At 38.7% G+C, this 25,161-nt stretch carries 29 protein-coding genes, 1 tRNA gene and 1 pseudogene; 19 read left to right on the forward strand and 12 right to left on the reverse strand.

Annotation, left to right across the window (positions count from 1 at the left end; all coding sequences use genetic code 11):
* From P6280_RS03365 to P6280_RS03390, 6 genes are all read right to left on the reverse strand, one after another.
* Positions 1-1,146, reverse strand: a complete 1,146-nt coding sequence (locus P6280_RS03365; RefSeq protein ID WP_283236993.1) for a YbfB/YjiJ family MFS transporter — start codon at positions 1,144-1,146, stop codon at positions 1-3.
* A 487-nt stretch (positions 1,147-1,633) separates the two neighbouring features.
* On the reverse strand, positions 1,634-2,389 hold the full coding sequence (locus P6280_RS03370) for a HugZ family heme oxygenase (protein ID WP_283236994.1): 756 nt from the start codon (positions 2,387-2,389) through the stop codon (positions 1,634-1,636).
* A 60-nt stretch (positions 2,390-2,449) separates the two neighbouring features.
* Positions 2,450-4,075 (reverse strand): arginine--tRNA ligase, encoded by a 1,626-nt coding sequence (gene argS, locus P6280_RS03375; protein WP_283236995.1) that lies wholly within the window; start codon positions 4,073-4,075, stop codon positions 2,450-2,452.
* 2 nt (positions 4,076-4,077) lie between these two features.
* The gene (gene tatA / locus P6280_RS03380) at positions 4,078-4,317 is read right to left on the reverse strand and encodes a twin-arginine translocase TatA/TatE family subunit (RefSeq protein ID WP_000508590.1); all 240 of its coding nucleotides are present in this window, start codon (positions 4,315-4,317) and stop codon (positions 4,078-4,080) included.
* A 69-nt stretch (positions 4,318-4,386) separates the two neighbouring features.
* Positions 4,387-5,007 (reverse strand): guanylate kinase, encoded by a 621-nt coding sequence (gmk, locus tag P6280_RS03385; RefSeq protein WP_000551231.1) that lies wholly within the window; start codon positions 5,005-5,007, stop codon positions 4,387-4,389.
* Positions 5,000-6,493 carry a hypothetical protein gene (locus P6280_RS03390; protein ID WP_283236996.1) on the reverse strand — a complete coding sequence of 498 codons (1,494 nt, stop codon included), beginning with the start codon at positions 6,491-6,493 and terminating at the stop codon, positions 5,000-5,002. The genes gmk and P6280_RS03390 overlap by 8 nt, the downstream gene beginning before the upstream one ends.
* A 141-nt stretch (positions 6,494-6,634) precedes the next feature.
* On the opposite strand from P6280_RS03390, the gene P6280_RS03395 reads away from it, so the two are divergent.
* Positions 6,635-7,177 carry a phospholipase D-like domain-containing protein gene (locus tag P6280_RS03395; RefSeq protein WP_283236997.1) on the forward strand — a complete coding sequence of 181 codons (543 nt, stop codon included), beginning with the start codon at positions 6,635-6,637 and terminating at the stop codon, positions 7,175-7,177.
* A 6-nt stretch (positions 7,178-7,183) separates the two neighbouring features.
* Here the strand turns inward: P6280_RS03395 and P6280_RS03400 are convergent, their stop codons facing one another.
* Positions 7,184-7,921: an outer membrane protein gene (locus P6280_RS03400; protein WP_164543850.1), complete on the reverse strand. Its 738-nt coding sequence runs from the start codon at positions 7,919-7,921 to the stop codon at positions 7,184-7,186.
* Between the two features lie 129 nt (positions 7,922-8,050).
* Here P6280_RS03400 and flgH point away from each other — a divergent pair, with 129 nt between their 5' ends.
* The 4 genes from flgH to pseH are packed head-to-tail and all read left to right on the forward strand — an operon-like array spanning position 8,051 to position 10,867.
* Positions 8,051-8,764: a flagellar basal body L-ring protein FlgH gene (flgH, locus tag P6280_RS03405; protein WP_000710003.1), complete on the forward strand. Its 714-nt coding sequence runs from the start codon at positions 8,051-8,053 to the stop codon at positions 8,762-8,764.
* A gap of 17 nt (positions 8,765-8,781) precedes the next feature.
* Positions 8,782-9,465: a pseudaminic acid cytidylyltransferase gene (gene pseF / locus P6280_RS03410; protein WP_283236998.1), complete on the forward strand. Its 684-nt coding sequence runs from the start codon at positions 8,782-8,784 to the stop codon at positions 9,463-9,465.
* Positions 9,456-10,328, forward strand: a complete 873-nt coding sequence (locus P6280_RS03415; RefSeq protein WP_283236999.1) for a CMP-N-acetylneuraminic acid synthetase — start codon at positions 9,456-9,458, stop codon at positions 10,326-10,328. Before pseF ends, P6280_RS03415 begins: the two co-directional genes overlap by 10 nt.
* The gene (gene pseH / locus P6280_RS03420; RefSeq protein ID WP_000742663.1) at positions 10,325-10,867 is read left to right on the forward strand and encodes a UDP-4-amino-4,6-dideoxy-N-acetyl-beta-L-altrosamine N-acetyltransferase; all 543 of its coding nucleotides are present in this window, start codon (positions 10,325-10,327) and stop codon (positions 10,865-10,867) included. Before P6280_RS03415 ends, pseH begins: the two co-directional genes overlap by 4 nt.
* Here the strand turns inward: pseH and P6280_RS03425 are convergent.
* Positions 10,800-11,738, reverse strand: coding sequence for a tetraacyldisaccharide 4'-kinase (locus P6280_RS03425; RefSeq protein WP_283237000.1), 939 nt, complete (start codon positions 11,736-11,738; stop codon positions 10,800-10,802). The two genes, pseH and P6280_RS03425, sit on opposite strands and share 68 nt — an antisense overlap.
* Positions 11,735-12,517 (reverse strand): NAD+ synthase, encoded by a 783-nt coding sequence (locus tag P6280_RS03430; protein WP_283237001.1) that lies wholly within the window; start codon positions 12,515-12,517, stop codon positions 11,735-11,737. The genes P6280_RS03425 and P6280_RS03430 overlap by 4 nt, the downstream gene beginning before the upstream one ends.
* A gap of 84 nt (positions 12,518-12,601) precedes the next feature.
* On the opposite strand from P6280_RS03430, the gene P6280_RS03435 reads away from it, so the two are divergent.
* The 14 genes and pseudogenes from P6280_RS03435 to P6280_RS03500 all read left to right on the forward strand — a co-directional run bounded on the left by P6280_RS03435 (position 12,602) and on the right by P6280_RS03500 (position 20,837).
* Positions 12,602-12,678 (forward strand) — tRNA-Arg (locus P6280_RS03435).
* A gap of 87 nt (positions 12,679-12,765) precedes the next feature.
* Positions 12,766-13,758 carry a ketol-acid reductoisomerase gene (gene ilvC, locus P6280_RS03440; RefSeq protein ID WP_283237002.1) on the forward strand — a complete coding sequence of 331 codons (993 nt, stop codon included), beginning with the start codon at positions 12,766-12,768 and terminating at the stop codon, positions 13,756-13,758.
* Positions 13,759-13,782: 24 nt separating this feature from the next.
* Positions 13,783-14,589 carry a septum site-determining protein MinD gene (gene minD, locus P6280_RS03445; protein WP_001019098.1) on the forward strand — a complete coding sequence of 269 codons (807 nt, stop codon included), beginning with the start codon at positions 13,783-13,785 and terminating at the stop codon, positions 14,587-14,589.
* Positions 14,586-14,819, forward strand: coding sequence for a cell division topological specificity factor MinE (gene minE / locus P6280_RS03450; RefSeq protein WP_000051412.1), 234 nt, complete (start codon positions 14,586-14,588; stop codon positions 14,817-14,819). The genes minD and minE overlap by 4 nt, the downstream gene beginning before the upstream one ends.
* An 11-nt stretch (positions 14,820-14,830) precedes the next feature.
* A complete protein-coding gene (gene dprA, locus P6280_RS03455; RefSeq protein WP_283237003.1) occupies positions 14,831-15,631 on the forward strand; it encodes a DNA-processing protein DprA in 801 nt (266 codons plus the stop codon).
* Positions 15,628-16,032 carry a Holliday junction resolvase RuvX gene (gene ruvX, locus P6280_RS03460; protein WP_075645903.1) on the forward strand — a complete coding sequence of 135 codons (405 nt, stop codon included), beginning with the start codon at positions 15,628-15,630 and terminating at the stop codon, positions 16,030-16,032. Before dprA ends, ruvX begins: the two co-directional genes overlap by 4 nt.
* 132 nt (positions 16,033-16,164) lie before the next feature.
* Positions 16,165-16,527, forward strand: a complete 363-nt coding sequence (locus P6280_RS03465; protein ID WP_283237004.1) for a tetratricopeptide repeat protein — start codon at positions 16,165-16,167, stop codon at positions 16,525-16,527.
* A gap of 188 nt (positions 16,528-16,715) precedes the next feature.
* On the forward strand, positions 16,716-17,054 hold the full coding sequence (locus tag P6280_RS03470) for a hypothetical protein (RefSeq protein ID WP_000699911.1): 339 nt from the start codon (positions 16,716-16,718) through the stop codon (positions 17,052-17,054).
* Positions 17,038-17,598, forward strand: coding sequence for a hypothetical protein (locus tag P6280_RS03475; protein ID WP_283237005.1), 561 nt, complete (start codon positions 17,038-17,040; stop codon positions 17,596-17,598). The genes P6280_RS03470 and P6280_RS03475 overlap by 17 nt, the downstream gene beginning before the upstream one ends.
* A gap of 10 nt (positions 17,599-17,608) precedes the next feature.
* Positions 17,609-17,791 carry a lysozyme family protein gene (locus P6280_RS03480; protein ID WP_283237006.1) on the forward strand — a complete coding sequence of 61 codons (183 nt, stop codon included), beginning with the start codon at positions 17,609-17,611 and terminating at the stop codon, positions 17,789-17,791.
* Positions 17,792-17,840: 49 nt separating this feature from the next.
* Positions 17,841-18,266 (forward strand): lysozyme family protein, encoded by a 426-nt coding sequence (locus tag P6280_RS03485; protein ID WP_283237007.1) that lies wholly within the window; start codon positions 17,841-17,843, stop codon positions 18,264-18,266.
* A gap of 323 nt (positions 18,267-18,589) precedes the next feature.
* Positions 18,590-18,971: pseudogene (locus P6280_RS03490) on the forward strand (DUF1294 domain-containing protein).
* Positions 18,971-19,756: a hypothetical protein gene (locus tag P6280_RS03495; protein WP_283237008.1), complete on the forward strand. Its 786-nt coding sequence runs from the start codon at positions 18,971-18,973 to the stop codon at positions 19,754-19,756. Before P6280_RS03490 ends, P6280_RS03495 begins: the two are co-directional and overlap by 1 nt.
* Positions 19,746-20,837, forward strand: coding sequence for a hypothetical protein (locus tag P6280_RS03500; RefSeq protein ID WP_283237009.1), 1,092 nt, complete (start codon positions 19,746-19,748; stop codon positions 20,835-20,837). The genes P6280_RS03495 and P6280_RS03500 overlap by 11 nt, the downstream gene beginning before the upstream one ends.
* Positions 20,838-20,881: 44 nt before the next feature.
* Here P6280_RS03500 and P6280_RS03505 read toward each other — a convergent pair whose 3' ends face one another.
* Genes P6280_RS03505 through pyrG form a run of 3 tightly spaced genes read right to left on the reverse strand, consistent with a single transcriptional unit; the run spans position 20,882 to position 24,938 of the window.
* Complete coding sequence (locus tag P6280_RS03505; RefSeq protein ID WP_283237010.1) at positions 20,882-21,763, reverse strand: RluA family pseudouridine synthase; 882 nt, start codon at positions 21,761-21,763, stop codon at positions 20,882-20,884.
* Positions 21,763-23,313, reverse strand: coding sequence for a single-stranded-DNA-specific exonuclease RecJ (recJ, locus tag P6280_RS03510; RefSeq protein ID WP_283237011.1), 1,551 nt, complete (start codon positions 23,311-23,313; stop codon positions 21,763-21,765). The genes P6280_RS03505 and recJ overlap by 1 nt, the downstream gene beginning before the upstream one ends.
* Before the next feature lie 8 nt (positions 23,314-23,321).
* On the reverse strand, positions 23,322-24,938 hold the full coding sequence (pyrG, locus tag P6280_RS03515; protein WP_000373216.1) for a glutamine hydrolyzing CTP synthase: 1,617 nt from the start codon (positions 24,936-24,938) through the stop codon (positions 23,322-23,324).
* Positions 24,939-25,161: the final 223 nt, after the last annotated feature.

Consider the following 25,161-nt stretch of genomic DNA (forward strand, 5'->3'; position numbering starts at 1 on the left):
CTATTTATTGATGGCTGTTTGCATTTTGATAGGGAAAAGAACGATAAAGCTTAAAACCAAACACACCCCACAAATAACAAAAATCAAAAGATAGCCCAAATCCCCTAAAAAGATCGTGAAAAGATACGAAAAAAGCGCTTGGAAAATGCCAAAAGAAAACACCACCCACGAAGACGCTTTAGCGAAATGCTTTGCGCCTGCAATTTTTAAAGCCATCATGCTGAATAAATTGATATTGGCGGTTGTGGCCGCTCCCATTATAAAGATGCTTAAATTGAGTAAAGGGATTTGGTGGAAAAAAATGGGTAAAAAGCATGCGATAGATTTTAAAATAAGGATAAAGATATTGGCGTTTTTAGCCCCTAGTTTTTGAGCCATGGGGCCGCTGATTAAAGAGCCAAGCGTGGCCCCAAAACCAAAAAGCGCCCATGAAGTTCCAGCGGTAGTGGGGGAGATATTTAAATGGCGGATCAAATAATCCACCCAAAAAAGCGTGTGCGGTAAAAAACCAATCGCATTGAGCGCGCAAGAAATGAGCAATAACCACAAATGAAAGGGGATTTTAAACGTGCTTTCTTCTTTTTTAACGGATTTTTTCTTTAAAGAATGGTTTTTTAACCCAACCAAGGAAAGAATAAAGGCTATCAAACAACTGCCCCCTAAAAAAATCCATGCCCATTTGATATTATAAGAGCTAATCCAGGGCAGAACAAACCCGCTAAAGACAGATCCAATGCCTACAGCGCTAAAAATAAACCCCCCCACTAAGGCTTTTTTATTTTCTTTGACATAGGGCAAAGAGAGAGGGGCGACTAAAATCATTAACGCGCTGCTAGCCACACCGGCGATAAAACGCCAGATCCAAAGCCAAAAGAAAGGGATACTATCAAAATAACAGATTAAAAAACTCAAAGCGATCAAACCAAAACTGATTTTAGCGATGCTTTCTAATGACATTAGCGGGCTTAAAAATTGGATTAAAAAACTCCCAAAAACATAGCCCATTAACACCGCAATACCCAGTTGGAAGCTTTGGTTTGGGGTTAAACTCCCTGATAAAATGAGTAGGGGGATTAAAACCACATAGCCAAAACGAGCCAAGCCGTTAGACACAAAAACCCCTAAAAAGCAAACAAACACGCGCATTTTGATCCTTAACAAAGTTATAAAAAACAAGATCTTATATTATATTGAAACTTGTTAATTGATAGCGCATAATGAAAGCATGATAAGAATAAATTTAAGGAGCGTCCTTTATCAATACCCGTATTATTAAAGAGATCCCACGATTGAGCAAAAAAGGGTGGTTATTAGCGCCTATAGAGCTTGCTTCAAAAGCGCTTCATAAAAACAAGGCTTCTATTAGAATAAGGCTTTGCGGTATCATTACTGAAAAGACGCTAACAACTATGGGCTAGGCTTAAAAAGAGCATCACTGAATAGCATGGAAGCGTTTCTTTTGTCATTTTGGAAAAATTTTGTCATTTTTTGCTTTTGATGCTTTTTGTTTGGTGTTAGCCCATAAAAAGACCTTTAGCATTTTTTAAGAGTGGATGGTAAAGGGCTTGACTTTGCCATAACCCCTCTAAAAAGCGGTCTTTTTGGGGCGTTCACCCCTTATGAGTGAGAAAGTTTATTTCTTGTGAGCGAAATCGTGTGGGTTGCCTTTACCCCCAACATAAGCGATTTTGTCGCCTAAAATATCATAAGCTTGACCAAAGCCTTTCACGAAACGCCCTTCTTTGAAATCCAATGCGATCAAATGGAAATCTTGCATGGTGCGAATGGTTTTAATGCCCCCAGCTCCGCCGGTTTTTTCAATGAAAGAATCAAACGCTTTGTCAAACTCTGCCCCTCTTTCAATAAAACGAGCGTTGGTTTTATAACGCAAGCGTTTTCTCAAAATAGCTGATTTAGCCTTGCTTTCGTCTTCTAAAAACATCACTTCCACATTGTGTGGGTTGTGTTTAAGGCCGGCAAAATGCTCCGCCACTTCGCTCACATAAATATAGTATTGTTTGCCATCGCTCATTAAAGGTGCATAAGAGCATACCACATGCCCATTAGGGTGTAAGGTCGCTAAACAAACAGAATCAAAGCCTTCTTTAAAGGCTTTAACTTCTTCTTCCACGCCTTTTAAATCATGGGTTTTTTCTACGCTTTGGCACAATTCAATGATAGCGTTTTTGTAGTCTTTAGGGTCTTTGACTTCGTGGTTAAATTCAATCCTTAAGGTTTGATTGTTGTTATAACCAATCACAACGCCTTGAGAATCCACGCTTTTAAAGGCGACATTTTCAGCGTGATGGACTTGCCCGAATTTTTTCAACAAACCTTTCATGTCTTCTACATGGTGAGCGTTCATGTGTGCTATAATACGATTAAGCAAAATATTCTCCTTAGTTTCAAAAAATAAGGGGAATGTTATAACAAAAAATTAAATATTAGCTTAATCTTTAGCGGAAATTTTGGTTTTTATCTCTATGCCTAAAAGTTTGAAAGCGTTGCTTAAACTCAAGCTCACCATTAAACAAATCTTTAAAAGCTCTTTAGCTTTAGGGGTGTTTAAAATCTTGCCAGCGTTATAGAAGCGGTGGAATTCTGAAGCGAGAGTTTTTGCGTATTCGCACATTTTTTGCAAGCCGTATTCTTCAAAAGAAGATTCAATGATTTTAGGCAAGCTTAAAGCACTAAAAAGCAGGTATTTTTCTTCAGCGTTTAAATGGGTTAAAGGGGTTTGTAAAATTTCTTCTTTAGAAAAAGGCGATTTTTCTAGCATGGTGTGGATGCGCGAATTAGCGTAATGGATATAGTAAATAGGGTTTGAGCTGTCTTGCTTTTTTAAAGTATTGACATCAAATTCTAAATGCGTGTCAAGCCGTTTGCTTAAAAAAATAAACCTTAAAGCGTCCTTACCCACATCATCAATCACATCTTTAATCAAAATGAAATTACCCGCTCTTTTACTCATCTTGTAAGGCTCGTTATCTTTGAGCAAGCGCACCATTTGAGCGAGCAAGACTTCAAGCTTGTTGGAATCATAGCCCAAAAACTCAAGGCTAGCTTTCACTCTAGCGATATAGCCGTGGTGGTCTGCCCCCCAAATGTTGATATATTTGGCGTAGTTTTGCTTGAATTTTTCATCATGATAGACAATATCGCCGGCTAAATAAGTGTAGCTCTTATCTTCTTTAATGAGCACCCGATCGCTTTCATCTTGGTAGAGTGAAGATTTGAGCCAGATTTTAGAATCCTTTTCATAAAGGGCGTTCGCTTTTTCTAATCGTTCAAACACCGCATCTTTACGTTTAAAAACTTCTCTTTCGCTCGCATAGGAATCAAAATGAATGCCTAAAGCGTCTAAATTATCTTTAATTTCTAAAAGCATTAAATCTTTAGCATAGCCGCTTAAAACTTCAATAATAGTCTCTTCGTTTTCTTTAAAAAGGCTTGGCTCTAAATCGTTGTTCGCCTTTTTAGCGATTTCAATGATGTATTCGCCTTTGTAAAAGACTTCTGGGTAAGTTACGCTTTCTTGTAAAACATGCTCTCTGTAAGCGATCCATACAGAAAGCCCTAGCAAGCGGATTTGAGATCCCATGTCATTAACATAATATTCGCACAAAACTTCATGCCCTAAAAAGCGAGCGATTTTAGCCAAACTATCGCCAAACACCGCCCCTCTAGCATGCCCTATGTGTAAAGGCCCTGTAGGGTTAGCGCTCACAAATTCTAAAAAGATTTTTTGAGAATATTCGCTTTTGGGTTGAGAGCCAAATTTTTCTTTTAATTCTAAAGCCTTTTGGGTGAAACGCTCTAAAAAATCTAAAGAAAGCGTGAAATTGATATAGCCTTTACAAGCCACTACGCTGTCAAAAAGCCCTTGAGTTTTTTCATGCGTGCTGATTTTAAGGGCTAATTCTTCAGCGATAGCTAAGGGCGATTTTTTAAAAACTTTGGCGAGATTGAAAGCAATGGGCGTAGCGTAATGCCCATGCTCTCTGTCTTTAGGGTATTCAATAATGACTTCTTCTTCTAAAATCTCTTCTAAAACGCCCTTAATGAGAGTGTGCATGTTTAACTTTCTTGTTTGCTTTTAATCTCACTAGTTTCATGCACTTTGGTTTGTGTTGCTTGAGCGTCTAGGGTTTTTGGCTCGTTTTTAGCCTCTTCTTCATCGTCTTTCACGGCTTTTTTGAAATTTTTAATCCCACTGCCTAAACCCTTAGCCAACTCTGGGATCTTTTTAGCCCCAAATAACAACACAATCACTAATAAAACAATGACCCAATGCCATATGCTTGTGAATCCGCCCATACTTTACTCCTTAATCTATTAGTTGGTTTTCTTTGAATTATAGCTTTTTTAAAAAATAATTGATAGGTTTTATAAGGATTCGTTTTTCCAAGCCTTGCATATTTTTTCAAAATTAAACGCTTTTAAGCGATAGACTAAAGTTTTTGCGATGCTTAAGATGATTTCTTTGGATTTTTCCAAATCTTCATTGATGATGAGGTAATCAAAGCTCTCCAAGCACTGCATTTCCTTATAAGCGTTGATCAAGCGTTTTTCTATCGTTTCTTTAGAATCCGTCCCCCTTAAGAGCAAGCGCTCTTTTAAAATCTCTTGGTTTTTGGTGCTAATAAACACAGAGCATGCGTTGGGGTAATGCTTTTTAAGGATCTCATGCCCTTGCACATCAATATCAAAAATGACGATTTTGCCCTCTTTTAAGGCTTTTTCTACAGGGATTTTAGAAGTGCCATAATAGTGGTTATGCACGATCGCCCATTCTAAAAACTGCCCTTTTTCTATGCCTTGTTTAAATTCTTCTTCGCTGACAAAATTGTAATGCAAGCCATCAACTTCGCCCTCTCTGGGCTTTCGTGTGGTGGTGGAAAGGGAAAAATGGGTTTTTGGGATTTTTTCTTGCAAATACTTTGTAAGGGTGCTTTTACCCGCTCCGCTAGGGCCTGAAAGGATGAGTAAATTAAAATCATTATGCATCAGGTTTTTTATCCTCTAAAGTGATTTTAATGCTTAAGGTCTTGTTTTCTAAAAGGCTTTTTAAGGACTCTTGATTGAGGCTGTTTAATAAATCTTGCAAATTCAAGCGCAATTCTAAGGGGCTGGAAGTTTTATCGCTTTCTTTAGGGGTTTCTATGCTTTCTTCTTTTTCTTGTGGGGTTTTGATAACGCTCTCTTTAGGGGTTTCTGTGTCGTTCTCATTATTAGAAGTTTTTGCAACGGCTTCATTCAAAAAGGGCAATTCTTCCCCCATCGCTTGAGCCATCACCGGCTCAGGAATGTCTTCAATGCTTTCGTAATGGTCTTCTTGGGTTTCTAATTTTTGCGGTGTTTCTGTATTTTCTTGTGGGATTTCTTTTTCTTGTGGGGTTTCTTGTGGGGTTTCTAATTCTTGCGTTTCTTTTTCTTGTGGGGTTTCTACATCTTGCGGTGTTTCTGCACTCTCTTGGGTTTTTTCTTGCTTTTCTAACTCTTGTTTTTCTAATTCTTGTGGGGTTTCTGTATTTTCTTGCGTTTCTTTTTTATCCTCTTGGCCGTTAGAATTTTCTTGGATTTCTTTGACTAATTCTTGCATGGCCTCTAATTCTTGCGCGCTTGGGGAATCTTGTGTTTTTTCTTGTTTTTCCTCCTTATTTTCTTGCGTTTCTTCTTTGATTGGCTCTTGTTCTTTGACTTGCTCTTGTTCTTTGACTTGCTCTTGTTCTTTGACTTGCTCTTGTTCTTTGACTTGCTCTTGTTCTTTGACTTGCTCTTGTTCTTTGACTTGCTCTTGTTCTTTGACTTGCTCTTGCGTTTCTTCTTTAGGGATTTCTAATTCTTCTTGCGTTTCCAACTCTTTAGAAACTTCTTCATTTTTTTGGGTTTCACTCTCTTGTATTTCATCATCTTTAGGTTTTTCTTCTTCTTGGGGAGTTTCTTTAACCTCTTCTTTTTCTTCTTCTTTAACCTCTTCTTTTTCTTCTTGCACGTTTAAAGTGGGGAGCAGTTGCTCTTCGTTGTTAGGCTCTTCTTGCACTAAGGCTTTTAAATCGCCTAAATTTTCTAATTCGTCCCAATTGGTTTCTAAAACTTCTTGAGTTGGGTCTAAATTCTGGCTAGGCTCTAGCTCGCTTGCGTTAGAACCAAGCTTTTTTTGAAAGACTTTTAAAACCTCAGTGGGTAAAAAAGGTTTTTTGATTTTCATCTCAAAGCCCTCTAAGAAGGGCTGCGCTTCATTGCCTTTTTTATACATGCACACGCTGTTTTTATTTTGAGAGATGATCTCTTTTAATTCTAGCCAATCCACTTGGTCTAGTTTTTCCAAACATTCATCATCAGCTATCAAAATCCATTCTGGATCTTCTTTAAGGCGTGTGGATAGCTCTTGATAGCGGTTAAAATCTTCCATAGACAATTCTAATTTCTTAGAAACACTCTCAAGCAGCTTTGTGATCATGGGGTTTTGGTTGAATAGAATCATTTTCATTTTAGGGACTCCTTATTTGATAAGAAACGCTTCTTTAAGCCTATCAATTTTTATCGCTTTTTTTAAATCTTTTATTATAATCAAAAATCCACTTGGTTGGTTGTTTTTATCATGAGTGTAATTTAAAATAAGGATCATTTGATGTTAAACAAGTTTAAAAAAATCGTTGGCGTGGGTGTGTTGGTGGGCTGTTTAGGGGTTTTACAAGCTAAAAACAGCTTATTTGTCTTACCTTATGAGCAAAAAGACGCTCTCAATTCTTTAATTTCTGGCATTAGTAACGCCAGAGAAAGCGTGAAAATCGCTATCTATAGTTTCACGCACAGAGATATTGCAAGAGCGATTAAAAGCGTAGCGAGTAAGGGGATTAAGGTGCAAATCATTTATGATTACGGGAGCAATCATAGCAATAATCAATCCACTATCGGCTATTTGGACAAATACCCTAACACGAAAGTGTGCTTATTGAAAGGGCTTAAGGCTAAAAACGGGAATTATCATGGCATCATGCACCAAAAAATAGCGATCATTGATGATAAGATCGTGTTTTTAGGCTCAGCGAATTGGAGCAAAAACGCTTTTGAAAACAATTACGAAGTGCTTTTAAAAACCGATGACACAGAGACGATCCTCAAAGCCAAGAGTTACTACCAAAAGATGTTAGGAAGTTGCGTTGGGTTTTAAAGCCCTTTAGAAGTGGTAATTATACCCCACATAAAAGGCAAAGACCCTACGCATTTGAACCTTGAGCGCATCAGTGGTGTAGTATTTGTTATTAATGGTGGGGAATTTAAAACCGATTTCAAATTCATGTTCATCTACAAATAAAGCCTTGAAACCAAAGTTGAATAGGAATTGAAAAGAGGTGTTATCAACCGCACTGCTGTTAGTGATGCCTAATAATTCCTGCCCTTTATTGCCAATATACCAGCTATTCCCCGCAATCGCAATCCCCCCAAAAACGCCAATATCCACGCTAATATCATCTTGATAGAAACTCCCTTGGAAGAAATTCCACATCGCATCCACGCCCACGCCATAAGTGATCATGTTATTGCCGCCATAATAGCCTTTAGGGTATCTCATGCCATAGCCTTGCCAGTCTAAAAAAGCAAAATAGCGCAAGCCCAAGATTTTATCCGGATGGAAAAAGTGGTTATAGCCCATGACTAATCCAATCCCATTAGATCCCATGTTGGTGAGTTTTCTAACGCTATTAACGCTAGTTATGATATTGGTGTAACCGGTTTGATAGTTAGTGATTTCTCTAACTTCATGGATATTAGTCATTAAATTGATAGAACCTGTTTGGTAATTGACTCCCATATACAAATTTTTTGTCCAAGAAGGCGCTGCGCTTTCTTCTTTAGCTATTAAGGCGTGTGTCAGCAAGCTTGCACCAACTAACATTTTTAACAAGGTTCTCAATATTATCTCCTGCAAGTTAAGTTTCATTATAAAGATCTAAATTTTACAACAACTTACTCAAAATTAAGCATTTATTCTTTATAAGAGAGTATAATTTGAGGCTTAAAATAACTCAAATAAGGCTAATGGATGAAAAAAGCACTTTATTTAGGGGCTGTTGCGTTTAGCGTTGCATTCAGCATGGCATCAGCCAATGAGCCAAAAATTGATTTTAACCCTCCTAGTTATGTAGAAGAGACCCCCTCTAAAGAATTTATCCCTGAATTGAACAAGTTGGGGAGTTTGTTTGGGCAGGGTGAGCGCCCTTTATTTGCGGACAGGAGGGCGATGAAGCCTAACGATTTGATCACAATCATTGTTTCTGAAAAAGCGAGCGCGAATTATTCCAGCTCTAAAGATTATAAAAGCGCTTCAGGGGGTAATTCCACGCCCCCAAGACTCACTTATAACGGGCTAGATGAAAGAAAGAAACAAGAAGCGCAGTATTTAGACGATAAGAATAATTACAATTTCACCAAATCCAGCAATAACACGAATTTTAAAGGCGGTGGCTCGCAAAAAAAGAGCGAAGATTTAGAGATTGTGTTGAGCGCTCGAATCATTAAAGTGCTAGAAAACGGGAATTATTTCATCTATGGGAATAAGGAAGTGCTAGTGGATGGGGAAAAGCAAATCCTTAAGGTGAGTGGGGTGATCCGCCCTTATGATATTGAAAGGAACAACACCATCCAATCCAAGTTTTTGGCTGACGCTAAGATTGAATACACGAATTTAGGGCATTTGAGCGATTCCAATAAAAAGAAATTCGCTGCTGATGCGATGGAAACCCAAATGCCTTATTAAAAAGAGCAAAGCCTAGCATGAGAGCGATTGCTATTGTTTTAGCCAGAAGTTCCAGTAAAAGAATCAAAAATAAAAATATCATTGATTTTTTCAATAAACCCATGCTCGCTTACCCTATTGAAGCGGCGCTAAATTCCAAGCTCTTTGAAAAGGTGTTTATCTCTAGCGATAGCATGGAGTATGTTCATTTAGCTAAAAATTATGGGGCGAGTTTTTTGAATTTGCGCCCTAAAGTTTTAGCACACGATAGAGCCACGACTTTAGAAGTGATGGCCTATCACATGAAAGAATTAGAGTTAAAAGATGAAGATATTGCGTGTTGCTTGTATGGCACTTCAGCGCTTTTACAAGAAAAGCATTTAAAAAACGCTTTTGAAATGTTAAAAGGAAATACGGATTATGTTTTCACATGCTCTCCATTCAGCGCTTCGCCCTATCGTTCTTTTAGCCTTGAAAACGGCGTTCAAATGGCTTTTAAAGAGCATTTAAACACGCGCACGCAAGATTTAAAAACGCTCTATCATGACGCAGGATTGCTTTATATGGGGAAGGCTCAAGCCTTTAAAGAAATGCGGCCTATTTTTAGTCAAAATTCTATCGCTTTAGAATTATCGCCCTTAGAAGTCCAAGATATTGACACTTTAGAAGATTTAGAATTAGCCAAGCTCAAATACAGCCGTTTGAAAAACGCATGCCAGTAAAAATTTTGTGCGATTGTTTTTTAACAAGCGGTTTAGGGCATGTGAGGCGTTGTGAAAAAATCCTTTCTTGTATAGAAAAATTAGAGGTTAAAGCGGATCTTTATTTATATAAGCACAATAATATAAGCGCTTTTTTAGAGGGCGTTGGCAATGATGATTTTTTGATTATAGATAGTTATTGTTTAAATTCAAAGGATTTTTATCTTTTAAAAGAAAAAGCTAAAAGCCTTATGGTCATAGAAGATAAAGAACATGCTAAGGGGTTTTACCCTAAAAACACCAAGATCCTAAATTTCACGCTGAACGCTTTAAAACATTATCATTATTTATCAAAAGATTATCAGTATTATTTGGGGGTGGGGTTTTACCCTGTTGATATGCGTTTTGTCTATGAGCGCCCTATCAATACAGAAAATAAAGAAGTGCTGATCACTCTAGGGGGGAGCGAGCAAAAAACACTCAAAGAGATAGTCAAAATTTTAGAAAATAAGGGCATGCATTTGCATATCATTTCACCTTATATCCCCAAAAATCCTCCCAAAAACACGCATTATTACAGCCCTTTGAACCCTTTGGAGTTCAGTTTTTTGATGAAATTTTGCGCTTGTGCCATTAGCGCTGCAGGCCAAACTCTCTATGAATTAGCCCTTTCTCAAACGCCCTCTCTTATCATTCCCATTGCTTCTAATCAAATCATTCAAAGCCAAGAATTTGAAAGCTTGGGTATTTTCAAACAAACGAGTTTGAAAACTTTAGCGAAAGATTTTGAAAATTTACAAATTCAAAAAAATCAAGCCTGGGCAAAAAACCTGGCCTTTGGGAGTGAGCTAGAGGGCGCATTAAGGGAGTTTTTAGAAATTTGAAAAAAAATTATTCTTATGGAAATATCCAAGCGATTGATTTTGTGCATTTAAACGATGAAGAAAAGTTGTTGGTTTTAGAGTTTCGTAACCATCCAAACACTGCCTTATGGATGTATAGCGCTTTTATTTCTTTAAAAACGCATTTGCAATTCATAGAAGATTTAAAAAACTCGCCCAACCACCGCTATTTTTTGTTTAAAGAAGAGGGCGTTTATTTAGGGGTTGGCTCTATCACTAAAATCAATTTTTTTCATAAGCATGGGTATTTGGGGATTTATAAAAACCCTTTTTTGAAAAATAGGGGAGAAACTATTTTAAAAGCTTTAGAACGCATCGCTTTTGAAGAGTTCCAATTAAATTCTTTGCACTTAGAAGTGATGGAAAACAATTTCAAAGCGATCGCTTTTTATGAAAAAAACCATTATGAGTTAGAGGGGCGTTTGAAAGGCTTCATCTCTAAAGAAAAGGAATTTATAGATGTTCTTTTGTATTACAAGGATAAGAAAGGATATAATGATCGATCTGCTCTAAAATTTTAGGGCAAATTTCTAGCTTTAAGTCCAATACGCTTAAGGGCAAGTTGCAATCTTGTAATTTGACGAGATCTTTTGAAGTAACCAATAAGGAAGTGGCGTTATTTTGATAAAACTCTTTTTCTAAAAGCTTCAAATCAAAAGGGGCATGATCTCTAAAATACAATTTTTTAACCACTTCTTTAGGTAAAAACGCATCAAGCCTGCTAGGATTAGCGATAGCCGTTACTAAAAGCATGCGTTTGGTGGGGTGAGAAATAGAGGTGATTCTTTTATAATCCTTATCTTCTGTAATGACTAAATGGGCTTCTTTATAGCTTTTGATGCTTTCTCTATACAACCCGCTAGGCAAACAAAAGGGGTAGTAGGGGGGGGTTTTAGGCTTTAAAAGCAAATTGAATTGGTTGAAATTAAACCTGAAACCATCGTCTAAAAACACGATCTTTGCCCCTAATTCAAGGGCTTTTAAAACGCCTAGCTCTCTTTTTTCGCTCACAATCACGCTCGCTTGTTTTAATTTTAAGGCTAAAAGATAGGCTTCATCGCCCGCTGTTTGTTGGGAAACTAAAATATTTCCTTTAACGCTCACCACCACTAAGCCTTTAGAATCTCGTTGGTACCCCCTAGAAATAACCGCCACTTCTTGGTATCTTGGAGCGATCTCTAAAATAAAGGGCGTTTTACCGCTCCCCCCAGCGATCAAATTGCCTACGCTGATAAGGGGGATTTTAAAATCATGTTTTTTCGCCATTTTTCTTTTTAAGGTGGCGATGCCTTGATAGATTAAAGAAAAAGGATAGAGCGCAAAAATCAACCCCTTTTGCAAAAGAGTGGGGTCATAAAAATAGCGTTCTAAAAAGGGTTTATCGCTTTTCATTTAGGGTTAAATCGTTTGGCGATGGTGGGTAATTCTAATTTGAAAGCGTTTTTTTGGATACGGCTTGTGATGTTTTTCACTAAAATTTCATCATAGCCTAATTGGGTGAGCGTTTCTGCATCAATGGGCTTGTTTTGAAACAACGCTTCAATATTCTTCAATAAAGGATCGATCACGCTATAAGGATAGCCCAAATCTTTTTCATCGCTTTGCCCTACAAATAAATCCGCGCTAGGGGGCTTATTTAAAATCTTTTTAGGGATATTCAAATGGCAAGCGAGCTCATAAACTTCGGTTTTAAATAATTCCCCAATCGGGTTAATCGCGCACGCCAAATCCCCAAATAAAGTGCCATAGCCTAGCATTCTTTCGCTTTTATTGCTCGTGCCAATGACTAAAGAATCGCTTTTTAAAGAATAATCGTATAAAAATGCCATGCGCAATCTTGCGCAAAAATTCCCCTTTCTGGTAAGGCTTGCGTCTTTAAAATGAGAGCTAAAGATGGCGTCATAGGGAGCGATGGAATATTCTGTATAAGGGATAGAAAATGTTTCGCACAAATCTAAAGCGTCTGTTTTACTTTCTGGCATAGAAACCAAAGAGGGCATTAAAAGGGCATGAGCGTTTTCTTTAAAAACTTTTTGACACAGCACCCCAACGACCGCGCTATCTAGCCCCCCACTCAGCCCGTAAACGACTTTTTTAAAGCCTCGTTTTTGCGCTTCTTTTTCTAAAAAATCGCATAAATAAGCGATGAGTTTTTGGTAATCTTTTTGCATGCCTTAAATTATAATAGAAAAAACACATCGTTTAAGTGAAAAATTAGCTTTTTTTGCTATAATCATCGTTTCACTTCTTTAAAAGTGCTCGTAGCTCAGCTGAATAGAGCAACAGGTTGCGGTCCTGTAGGTCGGGGGTTTGAATCCCTCCGAGCACACCATTTCTTAATATTCTGCATGTTTTTAAACATTATCGCTCCCATTATGGTAAAATAAATACTTGCTTAAACACGCTAGGAGATTTGATTTTGGCATTACCCATTTATTATGATAAAGACATTGATTTAGGCGTTATCCAATCCTTACAAGTGGGCATTATTGGCTATGGTGCACAAGGAAAAGCCCAAGCGCTCAATTTGAGGGACTCTAAAGTAAGAGCATGTATTGGCTTGTATCAAGGGAGTTTGAGCGCTTCAAAAGCAAAGGCAGAGGGCTTTGAGGTGCTAGAAGTCAAAGAACTAGTCCAACAATCTGATCTGATCATGGCGCTACTCCCAGATGAATTGCATAAGGAAGTGTTAGAAAAAGAAGTGATCCCTTTTTTAAAAGAGGGGCAAATTGTGGGCTTTGCCCATGGTTTTAGCGTGCATTTCAATCAGGTTGTTCTTCCAAAAGGCGTGGGCGCAATTTTAGTCGCGCCAAAAGGGCCCGGGAGCGCTCTAAGAGAAGAATACCTTAAAAATAGGGGCTTATACCATTTGATCGCCATAGAGCAAGAAAGCTCAAAAAATAACGCTAAAGCGGTGGCTTTAAGCTATGCTAAAGCAATGGGTGGGGGGAGAATGGGGGTTTTAGAAACGAGCTTTAAAGAAGAATGCGAGAGCGATTTATTCGGCGAGCAAGCGGTTTTGTGCGGAGGGTTAGAAGCGATTGTGAGGATGGGGTTTGAAACTTTAATTAAGGCAGGATACCCTGAAGAATTAGCCTATTTTGAATGCGTGCATGAAGTGAAGTTAGTAGCGGATTTATTGCATTATAAGGGGGTAGAGGGCTTAAGGAAACACATTTCTAACACCGCTGAATTTGGAGCGATTAAAGCTAGAGAGCCTATGGGAAATCTGTTAGAAAAACGCATGCAAAAAATCTTAAAAAAGATTCAAAACGGCTCATTCGCTAAGGATTTTTTACTGGAAAAGAGTTTGAATTACCCCAGGTTAAACACAGAGAGGAAAGCCCTTAAAGAGACTAAAATAGAACAAATTGGGGAAATTTTACGCGCCCCATTCAATCATAAAAAATAAATCAATTAAATTAAAAGGAATTATATGGCAATAGTAGTTACTATCACTTCAGGTAAGGGGGGCGTGGGTAAAAGCACCACCACGGCTAATTTAGCGATTGGCTTGGCTGAGAGCGGTAAAAAAGTCGTAGCGGTTGATTTTGACATAGGCCTTAGGAATTTGGATATGATTTTAGGCTTAGAAAACCGCATTGTTTATGATGTGGTGGATGTGATGGAAAAAAATTGCAACCTTTCGCAGGCTTTAATCACGGATAAAAAGACCAAAAACCTTTCTTTTTTAGCGGCTTCACAAAGCAAGGATAAAAATGTTTTAGATAAGGAAAAAGTAGCGATTTTAATCAACGCTTTAAGGGCGGATTTTGACTATATTTTGATTGACTCACCGGCTGGGATTGAAAGCGGTTTTGAGCATGCGATTTTGCATGCGGACATGGCGTTAGTGGTGGTAACGCCGGAGGTAAGCTCTTTAAGGGATAGCGACAGAGTGATTGGCATTATTGATGCGAAGTCTAATCGGGCCAAAAAGGGCATGGAGGTGCATAAGCATTTGATAATCAATCGCTTAAAACCCGAATTAGTGGCAAATGGCGAAATGATTTCCATAGAAGAAGTGCTTAAGATTTTATGCCTGCCTTTAATTGGGATCATTCCAGAAGATCACCATATTATTTCAGCGACCAACAAGGGCGAGCCGGTGATTCGCACGGATTGCGAGAGCGCGAAAGCTTACCAGCGCATCACCAGAAGGATTTTAGGCGAAGAAGTGGAGTATGTGGAATTTAAGGCTAAAAAAGGCTTTTTTAGCGCGTTAAAAGGGATATTTTCATGAGTTTGTTTGATTTCTTTAAAAACAAAGGGAGCGCGGCTACCGCAACAGACAGATTAAAATTGATTTTAGCCAAAGAGCGCACTTTAAATTTACCCTACATGGAAGAGATGCGTAAAGAAATCATTGCCGTCATTCAAAAATACACTAAATCTTCAGACATCCATTTCAAAACCCTTGATGGCAATCAAAGCGTGGAAACGATTGAAGTGGAGATTATATTGCCTAAATAGTTGATCAACGAATGAAAAGCAACTTCCAATACAGCACGCTAGAGAATATCCCTAAAGCCTTTGACATTCTCAAAGACCCCCCTAAAAAGCTCTATTGTGTGGGCGATATAAAGCTTTTAGACGCGCCTTTAAAAGTGGCTATCATCGGCACAAGAAGACCCACCCCTTACAGCAAGCAACACACCATCACTCTAGCCAGAGAGCTTGCTAAAAATGGTGCGGTTATTGTGAGTGGAGGAGCGTTAGGCGTGGATATTATCGCTCAAGAAAACGCCTTACCAAAAACCATCATGCTTTCGCCTTGCAGTTTGGATTTTATCTATCCCACGAACAACCATAAAGTGATCCAAGAAATCGCGCAAAACGGCTTGATTTTAAGCGAATATGAAAAGGATTTCATGCCCGTTAAAGGCTCTTTTTTAGCGAGAAACCGCCTAGTGATCGCTTTAAGCGATGCGGTGATTATCCCCCAAGCGGATTTAAAAAGCGGCTCTATGAGTAGTGCGAGATTAGCTCAAAAATACCAAAAGCCTTTATTTGTTTTACCCCAGCACTTGAATGAGAGCGATGGCACTAATGAGCTTTTAGAAAAAGGGCAGGCTCAAGGGATATTTAATATTCAAAATTTTATAAACACCCTTTTAAAAGACCACCATTTAAAAGAAATGCCTGAAATCAAAGATGAATTTTTAGAATATTGCGCCAAAAACCCTAGCTATGAAGAGGCGTATCTCAAATTTGGGGACAAGCTTTTAGAATATGAGCTGTTGGGTAAGATTAAACGCATCAATCATATCGTGGTGTTAGTGTGATTTTGGCATGCGATGTAGGATTAAAACGCATTGGGATCGCTGCGCTTTTAAACGGCGTTATCTTGCCTTTAGAAGCGATTTTGCGCCACAACAGGAATCAGGCCTCTAGGGATTTGAGCGATTTATTGAGGGAAAAAAACATTCAGGTGCTGGTGGTGGGCAAGCCCAATGAAAGCTATGCGGACACGAACGCGCGCATTGAACATTTCATCAAGCTTTTGGATTTTAAGGGCGAAATCGTTTTTATTAATGAAGACAGATCCAGCATAGAAGCCTATGAAAATTTAGAGCATTTGGGCAAGAAAAACAAGCGGCTCGCTATTAAAGACGGCCGGCTAGACTCTTTGAGCGCTTGCAGGATCTTGGAGCGCTATTGCCAGCAGGTTTTAAAAAAGCGCTAGATTTGATTGCAATTTGATTATAATAAAGTCTAATTTTTTTTAAAAGGGAGAATAGCGTCATGCTAGGAAACTTCAAAAAAGCCATTTTAGGGTTTTGTGTTTGTGTTGTGCGTTGATTGGGGGGGGGGGTTAATGGCAGAGCCAAACCCTGAAGAGCTTGTCCTTTTGGGTATAAAGAGTTACGAAAAGCAAGATTTTTCTAAAGCTAGGAAGTATTTTGAAAGAGCGTGTGGTTTGAATAATGGTGGGGGGTGTAATGGTTTAGGGGTTCTATATAAAGATGGTCAAGGAGTGGAAAAAGACTTAATAAAAGCCACTTATCTTTATTCTAAAGCATGCGAGTTAAAAGAGGGTGATGGGTGCGGTGCTTTAGGGGGGTTATATTATAATGGGGATGGGGTGAAACAGGACTCAAAAAAAGCTGCCGCTTTGTTTGAAAAAGCATGCAAACTAGGATATAAAAAAGCATGCGAGATGCTCAAACTATTGAGATAAGGGACAAAAAACATGCGATAATCTCACCTAGAAATTATCGCACAAAAGCCTTATTTTGGGGGTTAGGGTATCGTCAAACGCTCTCTTATTTTCTTAAGAAGACATTTTACTAGAGAGTTTTTAATCTTTTTTTGGTATTCTTTTAGGGTGATAATAAGCGGACTCAATACCTTTAAAAACGGACAATCATGAAAATCATGCATCAAGTTATGGATTTTTTAGATTCTTGCAAACAAACCATCCAAAAAAATTCTAACGAAGCGCTCCAAAAGACCAAGCGGGCGTTCTTCAAGGAAAAATCTCAAAAGATCAGAGAGCAAGCGGTTAAGATCGTGGAAAAACGCTTGAAAAAAGAGGGCATGAAATTGAGCGATTTCAATGAAGAGGAATTAAAAATCATGTTTGAAGCGGAAGAAAAGAGACTCTTGGAGCAGATCCACGCCAAAGAATCTGAAGAAAACCAAGAAAAGAGCGCCAAGCATTTCAAAGAAGTTTGGGAGAGAGGCGATAATGAGCAAGAAAGATAGTTTCATCTCTAGCGTGATGGGGTTTTTTAGCGAAAAGAATGAGCGCTGGCTCTTAGCCCATAGGCACACGAGAGGGTTTGTGATCGTGGCGTGGCTTTTTCGGTTTAAAAGCATTGCGTTTTCTATTTTGATCACTCTGCTAGTGATTTTGGTGGATATTTGGGTGTATAGCGATGTGCGCCAATTCTTGCTAGATACCGCCAGCTCACCCATTCTGCTTTTAGCCGCTTTGTTAATCAAGTGGGGCGTGATTGTCATAAGTGCGCGCCAGTGCTATAAGTTCAGCCAAAAGATGTTTGCGCTCATCCAAAAAAAAAGACAGATCAGAGAGAGTCTGAAAAAGCGCTCCCACCAAAAAGAAAGTAAAACTCCCCCCAAAGAAAGGCTCTCTAGCGTTACTGAAGAAATTATCGCCAAAAAGCAAGAAGAAACCCAACGCCAAGAAGCCCCAGAGGATACGCATGAGAGGCTCTCTAGCATTACTGAAGAGATGATTCTCAAAAAACAAGAAGAGTTGAGGAGCAAGAAAGAAAGAAGCGATTGAGGAGGGTTATATGCTCTGTCTTAGCAAATTGATCCTAGTGGCGTCGTTTTTGATAGTGGATTCAGAGGGGTTTTCGCCTTCCATTTATACCGACAAGACGGGGCATCCCACGATTGGCTATGGCTATAATTTGAGCGTTTATTTTTATGAGGGTAAGCGTATCACCAAACCGCATATTGAAAGAGAATCATAAGGCCCTCCTCTCTTATGGGTGGTATAAAAATTTGGACGCAATGAGGAGAATGGTCATCTTGGATTTGAGCTATAATTTAGGCTTGAGTGGGCTATTCAAATTCAAGCAATTCATCAAGGCCATAGAGGATAAGAATTACGCTCTGGCTGTGGAGAGGCTGCAAAAAAGCCCGTATTTCAATCAAGTGAGAAAAAGAGCGTCAAGGAATATGGAGATTTTGAAATTGGGGGGTTGCGAAAAACATTGTAAGAAAAAATACACGATAGAAAAAGTCATCAAAGAGGTGGGGCTTGAACTCAAATCAAAGTCCGTCATGCCGTATTTTTTCAACGAATACGATCTGACCAAAAACGCCAACAGAGAAGAGCCTGAGAGGTTGAGAAAACAGGTGATATTTATTTTGATGAGAACCCCTAAAGGGCGAGAAATCTTGAAAGAATATTTGAATGAGGGCTGTATTTTGCTTGGAGAATAAGAAAGAGTGCCATGTTAAAAAGTTTTTAAAAAGCCTTTTTTAGGGCTTTGTGCTTGGGCGTGTTGGGTTTATTGGGGGTGAGGGATTATGGCCAGAGCCAAACCCTAAAGAGCTTGTCCTTTTGGGTATAAAGAGTTACGCAAGATTTTTCTCAAGCTAAGGAATATTTTAAAAAAGGCTTGATGCGATCATGCTAAAAATCATGTTAGAACACCTAGGATTAATTTTTGTAAAGGAATGGATTTGAGAATCAATCTTAAAATTTTGCCTTTTCTCTCTCTAAAAAGCCAAGTGGTAGGGCTGTTAAAACGCTCTTGAAAGGCATGGAATTTGTTTCTATCGTTTGGTTGCTCATAGTCAATATTTTGATTTTTGTTCTCATGCTGGTGGATAAAAATTGAGCAAAAAATGTGGCGTATTCCTGAAAAAGCTTTGTGGGTTTTATCGCTCCTTGGCGGGTCTGTCGGGTTTTTAGTCGCTATGGTTGTGTCCCGCCATAAGATTTTAAAGCTTGAGTTTAAATACGGCGTTTCGCTCATTTGCTTGATAGAGAGCACGATCCTTTATTTTGCCAGCAAGGATCTTTTTTGGATAGTAGCGCTAACGATATTCTCACTATCCTTAATACTGGTAGCGTTTAAGATCTTTCTCCTCAAAGATAACCCTAACAAACGCTTCAAAAACAATAAGAAGGATAAAAGATAATGTTTCGTTGTTTTAAAACCATTCTACGCACAAGCGTGATTGTGGGGGTGTTGTTGGGTTTGTGGCGTTGGACTTACGATAAGTCCTGCTTCTCGTTGGTCTTTGTGCTGCTGATACTAGGGATTGTCGCTTACAGCTATGTTTCTTTAAAAATGCATCAGAGGAAGTGCTTCACCAAGTGTTTTGTGAATAAAAAATCCTGTTTGTTCACGATGCTAAACTCCCCAATAATGGTGTCTTGCTTTTATTTTATTTTTTCAATTTTCACATCTATATCCATCGCTTATAGCGTGCTAGACTATAATTGGATGATGTGGGGGCTTGTTTTTTTAACTATCGTTGTTTGCACTGCGGTGTTTGGCGTGTTTGAAAAGATGCTCAAGGGTATTATCAAAGAAGATTATTTGATGCTGATGTCTAGAGAAGCAAGCTCTCTTGTGGGGGCTCTTTTCTTCATTGGCTTGAGTTGCTATGTGATTTATACTAACAACATACCCGGTTATTTGAAACCAGCTTTGATAGACACAATTAAGGCAGCGAGTGATTCCATCTATTCTAGCTGCGACTGCACGGATTATTTTTTGAAGGCTAAAAAGATGTTAGAGGGATTTGCTTGGTGGGCCATGTTCAAAGCAGAGAGCATGGGCATGAATAAGGGGTTTATGGTTGCGGGCTGGGTAGTGTTTATCATCTATAACGCTCTTAGTGGGATAGCCATCAGCAGGTTGAGCGCTCAAATCATTTATTGTTTATCAAAATATTTTAGGGGTGAGTGTGGAAAATGATGTTAAAGAAGATCTAGAGCAAGCAAGACCAAAGTTAGAGCTAGAAAAACAAAAGCAAGAGCTAGAAAAACTAACACAAGAAAAAGAACAAGAGATTAAAAAAAAGGAAGGAAGAAAGTATATTTACATTATTATTATTATTATTATTTTATTCATGCTTTATCCTATTTTAAGTAGCATCACATATGATGAACCCAGTCAAGCAATTAAAACAGCTCATACAAAAACAATCCTCGAAATTTTGCCAGATCCAATATCAGATCTAATAAAAAATAATCTTGATAGCCACCAACAAGAAATAAGCGATTTGCTGAGCAGCAGTAAGGATAAAATGTATAGCAAGGTGGACGCTCAAATAGACAATCTTTTTGATCCAATAGAAAACAATGTGGATAAGTTCTTAGACTGGCACTACTCTCTCAAGGGAAATTATAGTGAGCTTGCCCTTTTTGTAGCTAAAAAGCTCGGCTTGAGCGTAGAAGACGCATTATTCAATAAATTACAGGAAAAATTTTTAGGGGCTGATTACAAACAACGATTAAAAACGATGACAGACAACATTTCTGATGCTTTTATAAGCTTGTTGCGCCAGCACAAAAAGGATACAGAAAAGATCGCCACACAAGGAGTGACTGATATTCCTCAAGTTGTGGAATCTTTAAAAAATATTGATGACAGAACAGAAAGAGATTTGAAATTAAAAATGGGTTTCGCAGCGGCAATAGGGGCAACGGCTGGCGTGGGTGCTGGTAAGCTTATGAAAAGGCTAGTCCCAAAGCTTGTGGAAAAGCTTGGCACTAAATTAGGGGCTAAATTCCTCGCAAAGTTTGGCATAGCCGTGGGTGGCGTCTTATCAACTCTTGGGGCTGATGTGGCTTTTAATTATATTGATGAATGGCTCCACAGAGATGATTTCAAAAAAGAAATTTTGAACAACATTAATGAAATGAAAAAAAATCTGAAAGAAAGCTACAAAATTAGTTTTGATAACAGCATTACCAAATTCAGCCAAGAATTTCAAAAGGATTTAAAAAATATAGAAACAATAAGCGTTAAAGCGTATGTGGAAAAACTCAAATAAACCCCTAAAGAGAATAATCAAAAGAACAATCAATAAAAAAGGGGTCAATCTTTTAAAAACGGCATGAAGCGTTTGGGCATGGGGGAGGTGATCTTATAGATCGCTCCCTTAAATTCAAATTCCAAACTAGTGGCATGGAGCATGAGTAATGGGGCGTTATTTTCACGCTTTAATTGGAGGTATTCTCTAGCGTTTTCATCTATGACCCCATAAAGCCCCTCACCCACGATCCTGTGATTCACGCTGCTCAAATGCAAGCGGATCTGGTGCGTGCGCCCAGTGAGTGGGGTTATTTTGAGTAAGCTTATATCCAAAAAAGGATTATAGCTTAAAGGCTCAACAAGCGTGGTTGAAGGCTTGCCTAAAGGAGAAATTTTAGATTTAATACGCAAATCTTTTTGAATGTTTTGTGGCGTTAGAATGGGTTTGTCTATGACGATATTTTTATCAACCAACCCATGCGCTAGCGCCAAATAAGTTTTTTTCACTTTTTTTTGCATGAAAAGCGCTTTTAAATCCTTAGCACTTTGTAAAGTCTTGCCCGCTAAAACCAACCCACTCGTTTCATAATCCAGTCTGTGGGCTGGGTGGGCGTTTTTGCCAAAATGCGACTGGATACAATCCAGTAAGCTTTCATGGTAAAAATAGCCTTTAGGGTGGGTATAGACTTGAGGGGGTTTGTCAAACACGCCAAAATCTTTCGTTTCAAAAACAAGTGCTTGAGTTTTTTTATTAGGCTTGAAATGAATCAAGCTAACGACCCCTTGAATCATTTGAGATTTACGCACGGCTTGTTGGTTTTGTTTTAGGCGTTGTTTGTCAAGGTGGCGCTGGGCTTCTTTTAAAGAGCATTTTAAAACATTGCGCACAAAAAACAAGGCTTTAATGGGTTTTAAAATTTCAAATTCTTCTTCAACAAAAGGCACTACAACAAACTTTTAACAAACATTTTAGGCTCATTAGAATACTCATCTAATTCCACGCTAAAAATCGCGCTCACCTTTTCGCCCGCTTTCAAAAACCGCTCAGTGTTAAAATAAATAGCCTCTTTGACGCATTCTTTATCCTTAAAACGCAAAACCTGGTGGCTTTCTTTAATGATTTTTTCTTCTATGACTTCTAAATTTTGCGCCTGAAAGAGCGGCTCTGGGTTTTCTTGCCCATAAGGTTCACCCGCTTCTATAATCTCTAAAAGCTCTCTGTCAATGTCTTTTAATGTGAGCGTTAAAGGGGGTTCTTTTTCACAAAAAGGTAGGATTTTAAAATCAAAATTTTCTAAAGTTTCAAAGAGCGAGATGATATTGTTTTTTCCAACGCTCAACCCGCACGCTTGCCTATGCCCTCCATAGCCGAGCAACAAAGAAGAAACCCCATTCAAAGCGTCAATCAAATCAATATTTTGAGAGCTACGAGCGCTCCCTTTATACACCCCTTCTTTAAAGGTAAAAACCAGGCTTGGCTTTTGAGTGGCTTCCACTAATTTTGAAGCCACAATCCCTAACACGCCCTCATGCCAATCCTCCTTAAAAGCGACAATAATTTTTTCGCCAACCATTGCATGCTTAAAAGCCTCTTCAAAAACCTGCTGTTGGATCATTTTACGCTTCATATTGCATGCTTTCAAGCGTTCATACAAAAAATAGCCATCTTGAAAATTATTCGCGCTTAAAAAATCTAAAGCCATTTTCGCATCTTGCATGCGCCCTGCGGAGTTGATTAAGGGAGCGATACTGAAAGAAATATCACTCGCTTTTAAAGAGCGTTTTCTAAAAATTTCTCTTTGGCGCAAAAACCCCATCGCTCCTAAGGATTCTTTTTGCAAAAAATACAAGGCTTTAGAAACTAAAAAGCGGTTAAAAAAAGTCAAAGGCATCATGTCAGCAATAGTCGCCACGCCCGCTAAGCACAGTAACTCGCTAGAATGGCTTTTTTCTTTTCCTAGAAGCTGGTGGATGCCATAGCACAAATAAAACGCCACCAACGCCCCGCACACTTCCTTTTGGATAAAATCACAATCCGGCTGCTTGGGGTTGATCACCGCATAAGCGTCTGGGACTTCATCATGGTGTAAGCAATGGTGATCTGTGATGATAAGGGTGTAGTTTTTTTCTTTGCAAAATCGCGCGGCTTCAAAGGCGTTAATCCCGTTATCCACCGTGATGATTAAAGGGGCGTGGTGTTTTTCTAAAAATTTTTTAGAAATCCCATAGCCATCAATGAAGCGATTAGGGATTATAATGCGAACATGCTTATAATTCAGGCTTTCAAAGAATTTTGCCATGATAGTAGAGCTAATCACGCCGTCAGCGTCATAATCGCCCACCACTAAAATCTCTGTGTTTGCATGCATGGCTTCTATGATTTTGAGCGCGGCTTTTTTCAAGTCTTTAAATAAAAAGGGGCTAGGAAACCCTTTTTCATTATAAGCGATAGAAGCCACTCGCTCTTTGATTTGAGCTTTAAGCTTTTGTTTCATTTTTTAGATTAGGATTTATGAAGAGCGCTCTTAATGAAATCCAAAATAATAGGGTTAGGGCTTTGCAACCTGGAGGTGAATTCCGGGTGGAATTGCACCCCCACAAAAAACGGGTGATCTTCTAATTCAATCGCTTCTATCAAATGATTCGCTCCAAAACCCACCACTTTCAAGCCCTTATTTTCCCACTCTTGGCGGTATTTGGGGTTGATTTCATAACGATGGCGGTGCCTTTCTTTAATGCTAGGCTTTTTATAAGCTTTTTCTAACAAGCTATTTGGCACGATTTCGCATTCGTATTCGCCTAATCGCATGGTGCCTCCTAAAGGCGAATTATAGGTGCGCACCTGTTTTTGATGGTTTTGATCGATAAAATCTTCAATCAAATACACCACAGGGTATTCGCAGCGTTGGTTAAACTCTGTAGAGTTAGCCCCTTTTAAACCCAAAACATTGCGACAAAATTCAACGATCGCTAATTGCATGCCCAAACAAATCCCTAAAAAGGGGAGTTTTTCTAACCTTGCTCTTTGAATGGCGCAAATTTTGCCCTCAATCCCCCTTTCTCCAAAGCCCCCAGGCACTAAAATCGCATCAACACCCTCTAAATCAGTCTTTTCATTAAAATTCTCGCTATCTAGCCATTCAATATTGACTTGCGTGTCCAAATGCGCACCCGCATGGATTAAGGCTTCAATCAAGGATTTATAAGATTCTTTTAAGCTTAAATACTTGCCCACAAAACCAATTTTGACTTTGTGTTTAGGAGCGATAATCTTTTCTACTAAAGTGTTCCAAGCCGCCATTTTGGGGTGTAGTTTATTCAAATTAAAGCGTCTGGCAATGGGGGTTAAAATGCCTTCTTGCAAGAAAAGAATAGGGCATGCGTAAATGCTTTTAGTGTCTGTAGCCACAATCACGCTGTCTTGCTCCACATCGCAACTCAAAGCGATTTTATTTTTCAATTCTTTGTCCAAAGGCTTAGGCGATCGCGCTAAAATGATTTGAGGGGTTACGCCAAGACGCCGTAATTCTTGGACGGAGTGTTGCGTGGGTTTGGTTTTTAGCTCGTTAGTGGTTTGGATATAGGGGATCAAGGTTACATGCACATTGATGACTTTTTCATTCCCTAATTCCAATTTAAGCTGGCGGATCGCTTCCAAATAAAACATGCCCTCCATATCGCCCACGGTTCCGCCCACTTCCACGATTAAAAAATCCAACCCCTTAGCCGCGCTTTTAATGCGCCTTTTGATTTCATCGGTTACATGGGGGACGATTTGAATGGTTTTGCCTAAATATTCCCCTTTCCTTTCATTTTCTATCACGCTTGAAAAAATCTGCCCGGTAGTGAAATTATTCAACCTTGTTAAATTCCTGTTCAAAAAGCGTTCATAATGCCCTATGTCTAAATCCGTTTCAGCGCCATCGCTAGTTACAAACACTTCCCCATGCTCTAAAGGGCTCATGGTGCCTGGATCAATATTGATATAAGGGTCAATCTTCAAAATAGAAACCTGATAATTGCAATGCTGTAAAAGCGTAGCGATCGAAGAAGATGAAATCCCTTTCCCTAGAGAGCTTAACACACCCCCTGTAACGAATATAAATTTGGCTCTATCCATAAGTTATTGCGTTCCTTTGATTTTTGCTTCTTACATTGTAGTCTAAAAAGGGTTAAAAAGCTTTAAAAGAGGGCAAAAATTAAAGCGATTTCAAAAAAAAAAAAAACAATTTCAGTTTCTTATTAGTTAGGTTTGATTAGAATAAAAAGATTTTATGTGTTTAAACTTCATTGTCTTAAAACTTTTAAGAGCAATTTTAAAATTCGTTGGCGTATAATATCAA

Source organism: Helicobacter sp. 219-2 (genome assembly GCF_030053225.1).
In the GTDB taxonomy this organism is placed as follows: Bacteria; Campylobacterota; Campylobacteria; order Campylobacterales; family Helicobacteraceae; genus Helicobacter; species Helicobacter pylori_C.

What these genes read in the sequence shown, in the direction of transcription:
- P6280_RS03365 (WP_283236993.1), bottom strand. Translation starts at nt 1,146, where the DNA reads ATGCGCGTGTTTGTTTGCTTTTTAGGGGTTTTTGTGTCTAACGGCTTG.
- argS (WP_283236995.1), bottom strand. Translation starts at nt 4,075, where the DNA reads ATGCACACTCTCATTAAGGGCGTTTTAGAAGAGATTTTAGAAGAAGAA.
- tatA (WP_000508590.1), bottom strand. Translation starts at nt 4,317, where the DNA reads ATGGGCGGATTCACAAGCATATGGCATTGGGTCATTGTTTTATTAGTG.
- gmk (WP_000551231.1), bottom strand. Translation starts at nt 5,007, where the DNA reads ATGCATAATGATTTTAATTTACTCATCCTTTCAGGCCCTAGCGGAGCG.
- P6280_RS03390 (WP_283236996.1), bottom strand. Translation starts at nt 6,493, where the DNA reads ATGAAAATGATTCTATTCAACCAAAACCCCATGATCACAAAGCTGCTT.
- P6280_RS03395 (WP_283236997.1), top strand. Translation starts at nt 6,635, where the DNA reads ATGTTAAACAAGTTTAAAAAAATCGTTGGCGTGGGTGTGTTGGTGGGC.
- flgH (WP_000710003.1), top strand. Translation starts at nt 8,051, where the DNA reads ATGAAAAAAGCACTTTATTTAGGGGCTGTTGCGTTTAGCGTTGCATTC.
- pseF (WP_283236998.1), top strand. Translation starts at nt 8,782, where the DNA reads ATGAGAGCGATTGCTATTGTTTTAGCCAGAAGTTCCAGTAAAAGAATC.
- P6280_RS03415 (WP_283236999.1), top strand. Translation starts at nt 9,456, where the DNA reads ATGCCAGTAAAAATTTTGTGCGATTGTTTTTTAACAAGCGGTTTAGGG.
- P6280_RS03425 (WP_283237000.1), bottom strand. Translation starts at nt 11,738, where the DNA reads ATGAAAAGCGATAAACCCTTTTTAGAACGCTATTTTTATGACCCCACT.
- P6280_RS03430 (WP_283237001.1), bottom strand. Translation starts at nt 12,517, where the DNA reads ATGCAAAAAGATTACCAAAAACTCATCGCTTATTTATGCGATTTTTTA.
- minD (WP_001019098.1), top strand. Translation starts at nt 13,783, where the DNA reads ATGGCAATAGTAGTTACTATCACTTCAGGTAAGGGGGGCGTGGGTAAA.
- minE (WP_000051412.1), top strand. Translation starts at nt 14,586, where the DNA reads ATGAGTTTGTTTGATTTCTTTAAAAACAAAGGGAGCGCGGCTACCGCA.
- dprA (WP_283237003.1), top strand. Translation starts at nt 14,831, where the DNA reads ATGAAAAGCAACTTCCAATACAGCACGCTAGAGAATATCCCTAAAGCC.
- P6280_RS03465 (WP_283237004.1), top strand. Translation starts at nt 16,165, where the DNA reads ATGGCAGAGCCAAACCCTGAAGAGCTTGTCCTTTTGGGTATAAAGAGT.
- P6280_RS03470 (WP_000699911.1), top strand. Translation starts at nt 16,716, where the DNA reads ATGAAAATCATGCATCAAGTTATGGATTTTTTAGATTCTTGCAAACAA.
- P6280_RS03475 (WP_283237005.1), top strand. Translation starts at nt 17,038, where the DNA reads ATGAGCAAGAAAGATAGTTTCATCTCTAGCGTGATGGGGTTTTTTAGC.
- P6280_RS03480 (WP_283237006.1), top strand. Translation starts at nt 17,609, where the DNA reads ATGCTCTGTCTTAGCAAATTGATCCTAGTGGCGTCGTTTTTGATAGTG.
- P6280_RS03485 (WP_283237007.1), top strand. Translation starts at nt 17,841, where the DNA reads ATGGTCATCTTGGATTTGAGCTATAATTTAGGCTTGAGTGGGCTATTC.
- P6280_RS03495 (WP_283237008.1), top strand. Translation starts at nt 18,971, where the DNA reads ATGTTTCGTTGTTTTAAAACCATTCTACGCACAAGCGTGATTGTGGGG.
- recJ (WP_283237011.1), bottom strand. Translation starts at nt 23,313, where the DNA reads ATGAAACAAAAGCTTAAAGCTCAAATCAAAGAGCGAGTGGCTTCTATC.
- pyrG (WP_000373216.1), bottom strand. Translation starts at nt 24,938, where the DNA reads ATGGATAGAGCCAAATTTATATTCGTTACAGGGGGTGTGTTAAGCTCT.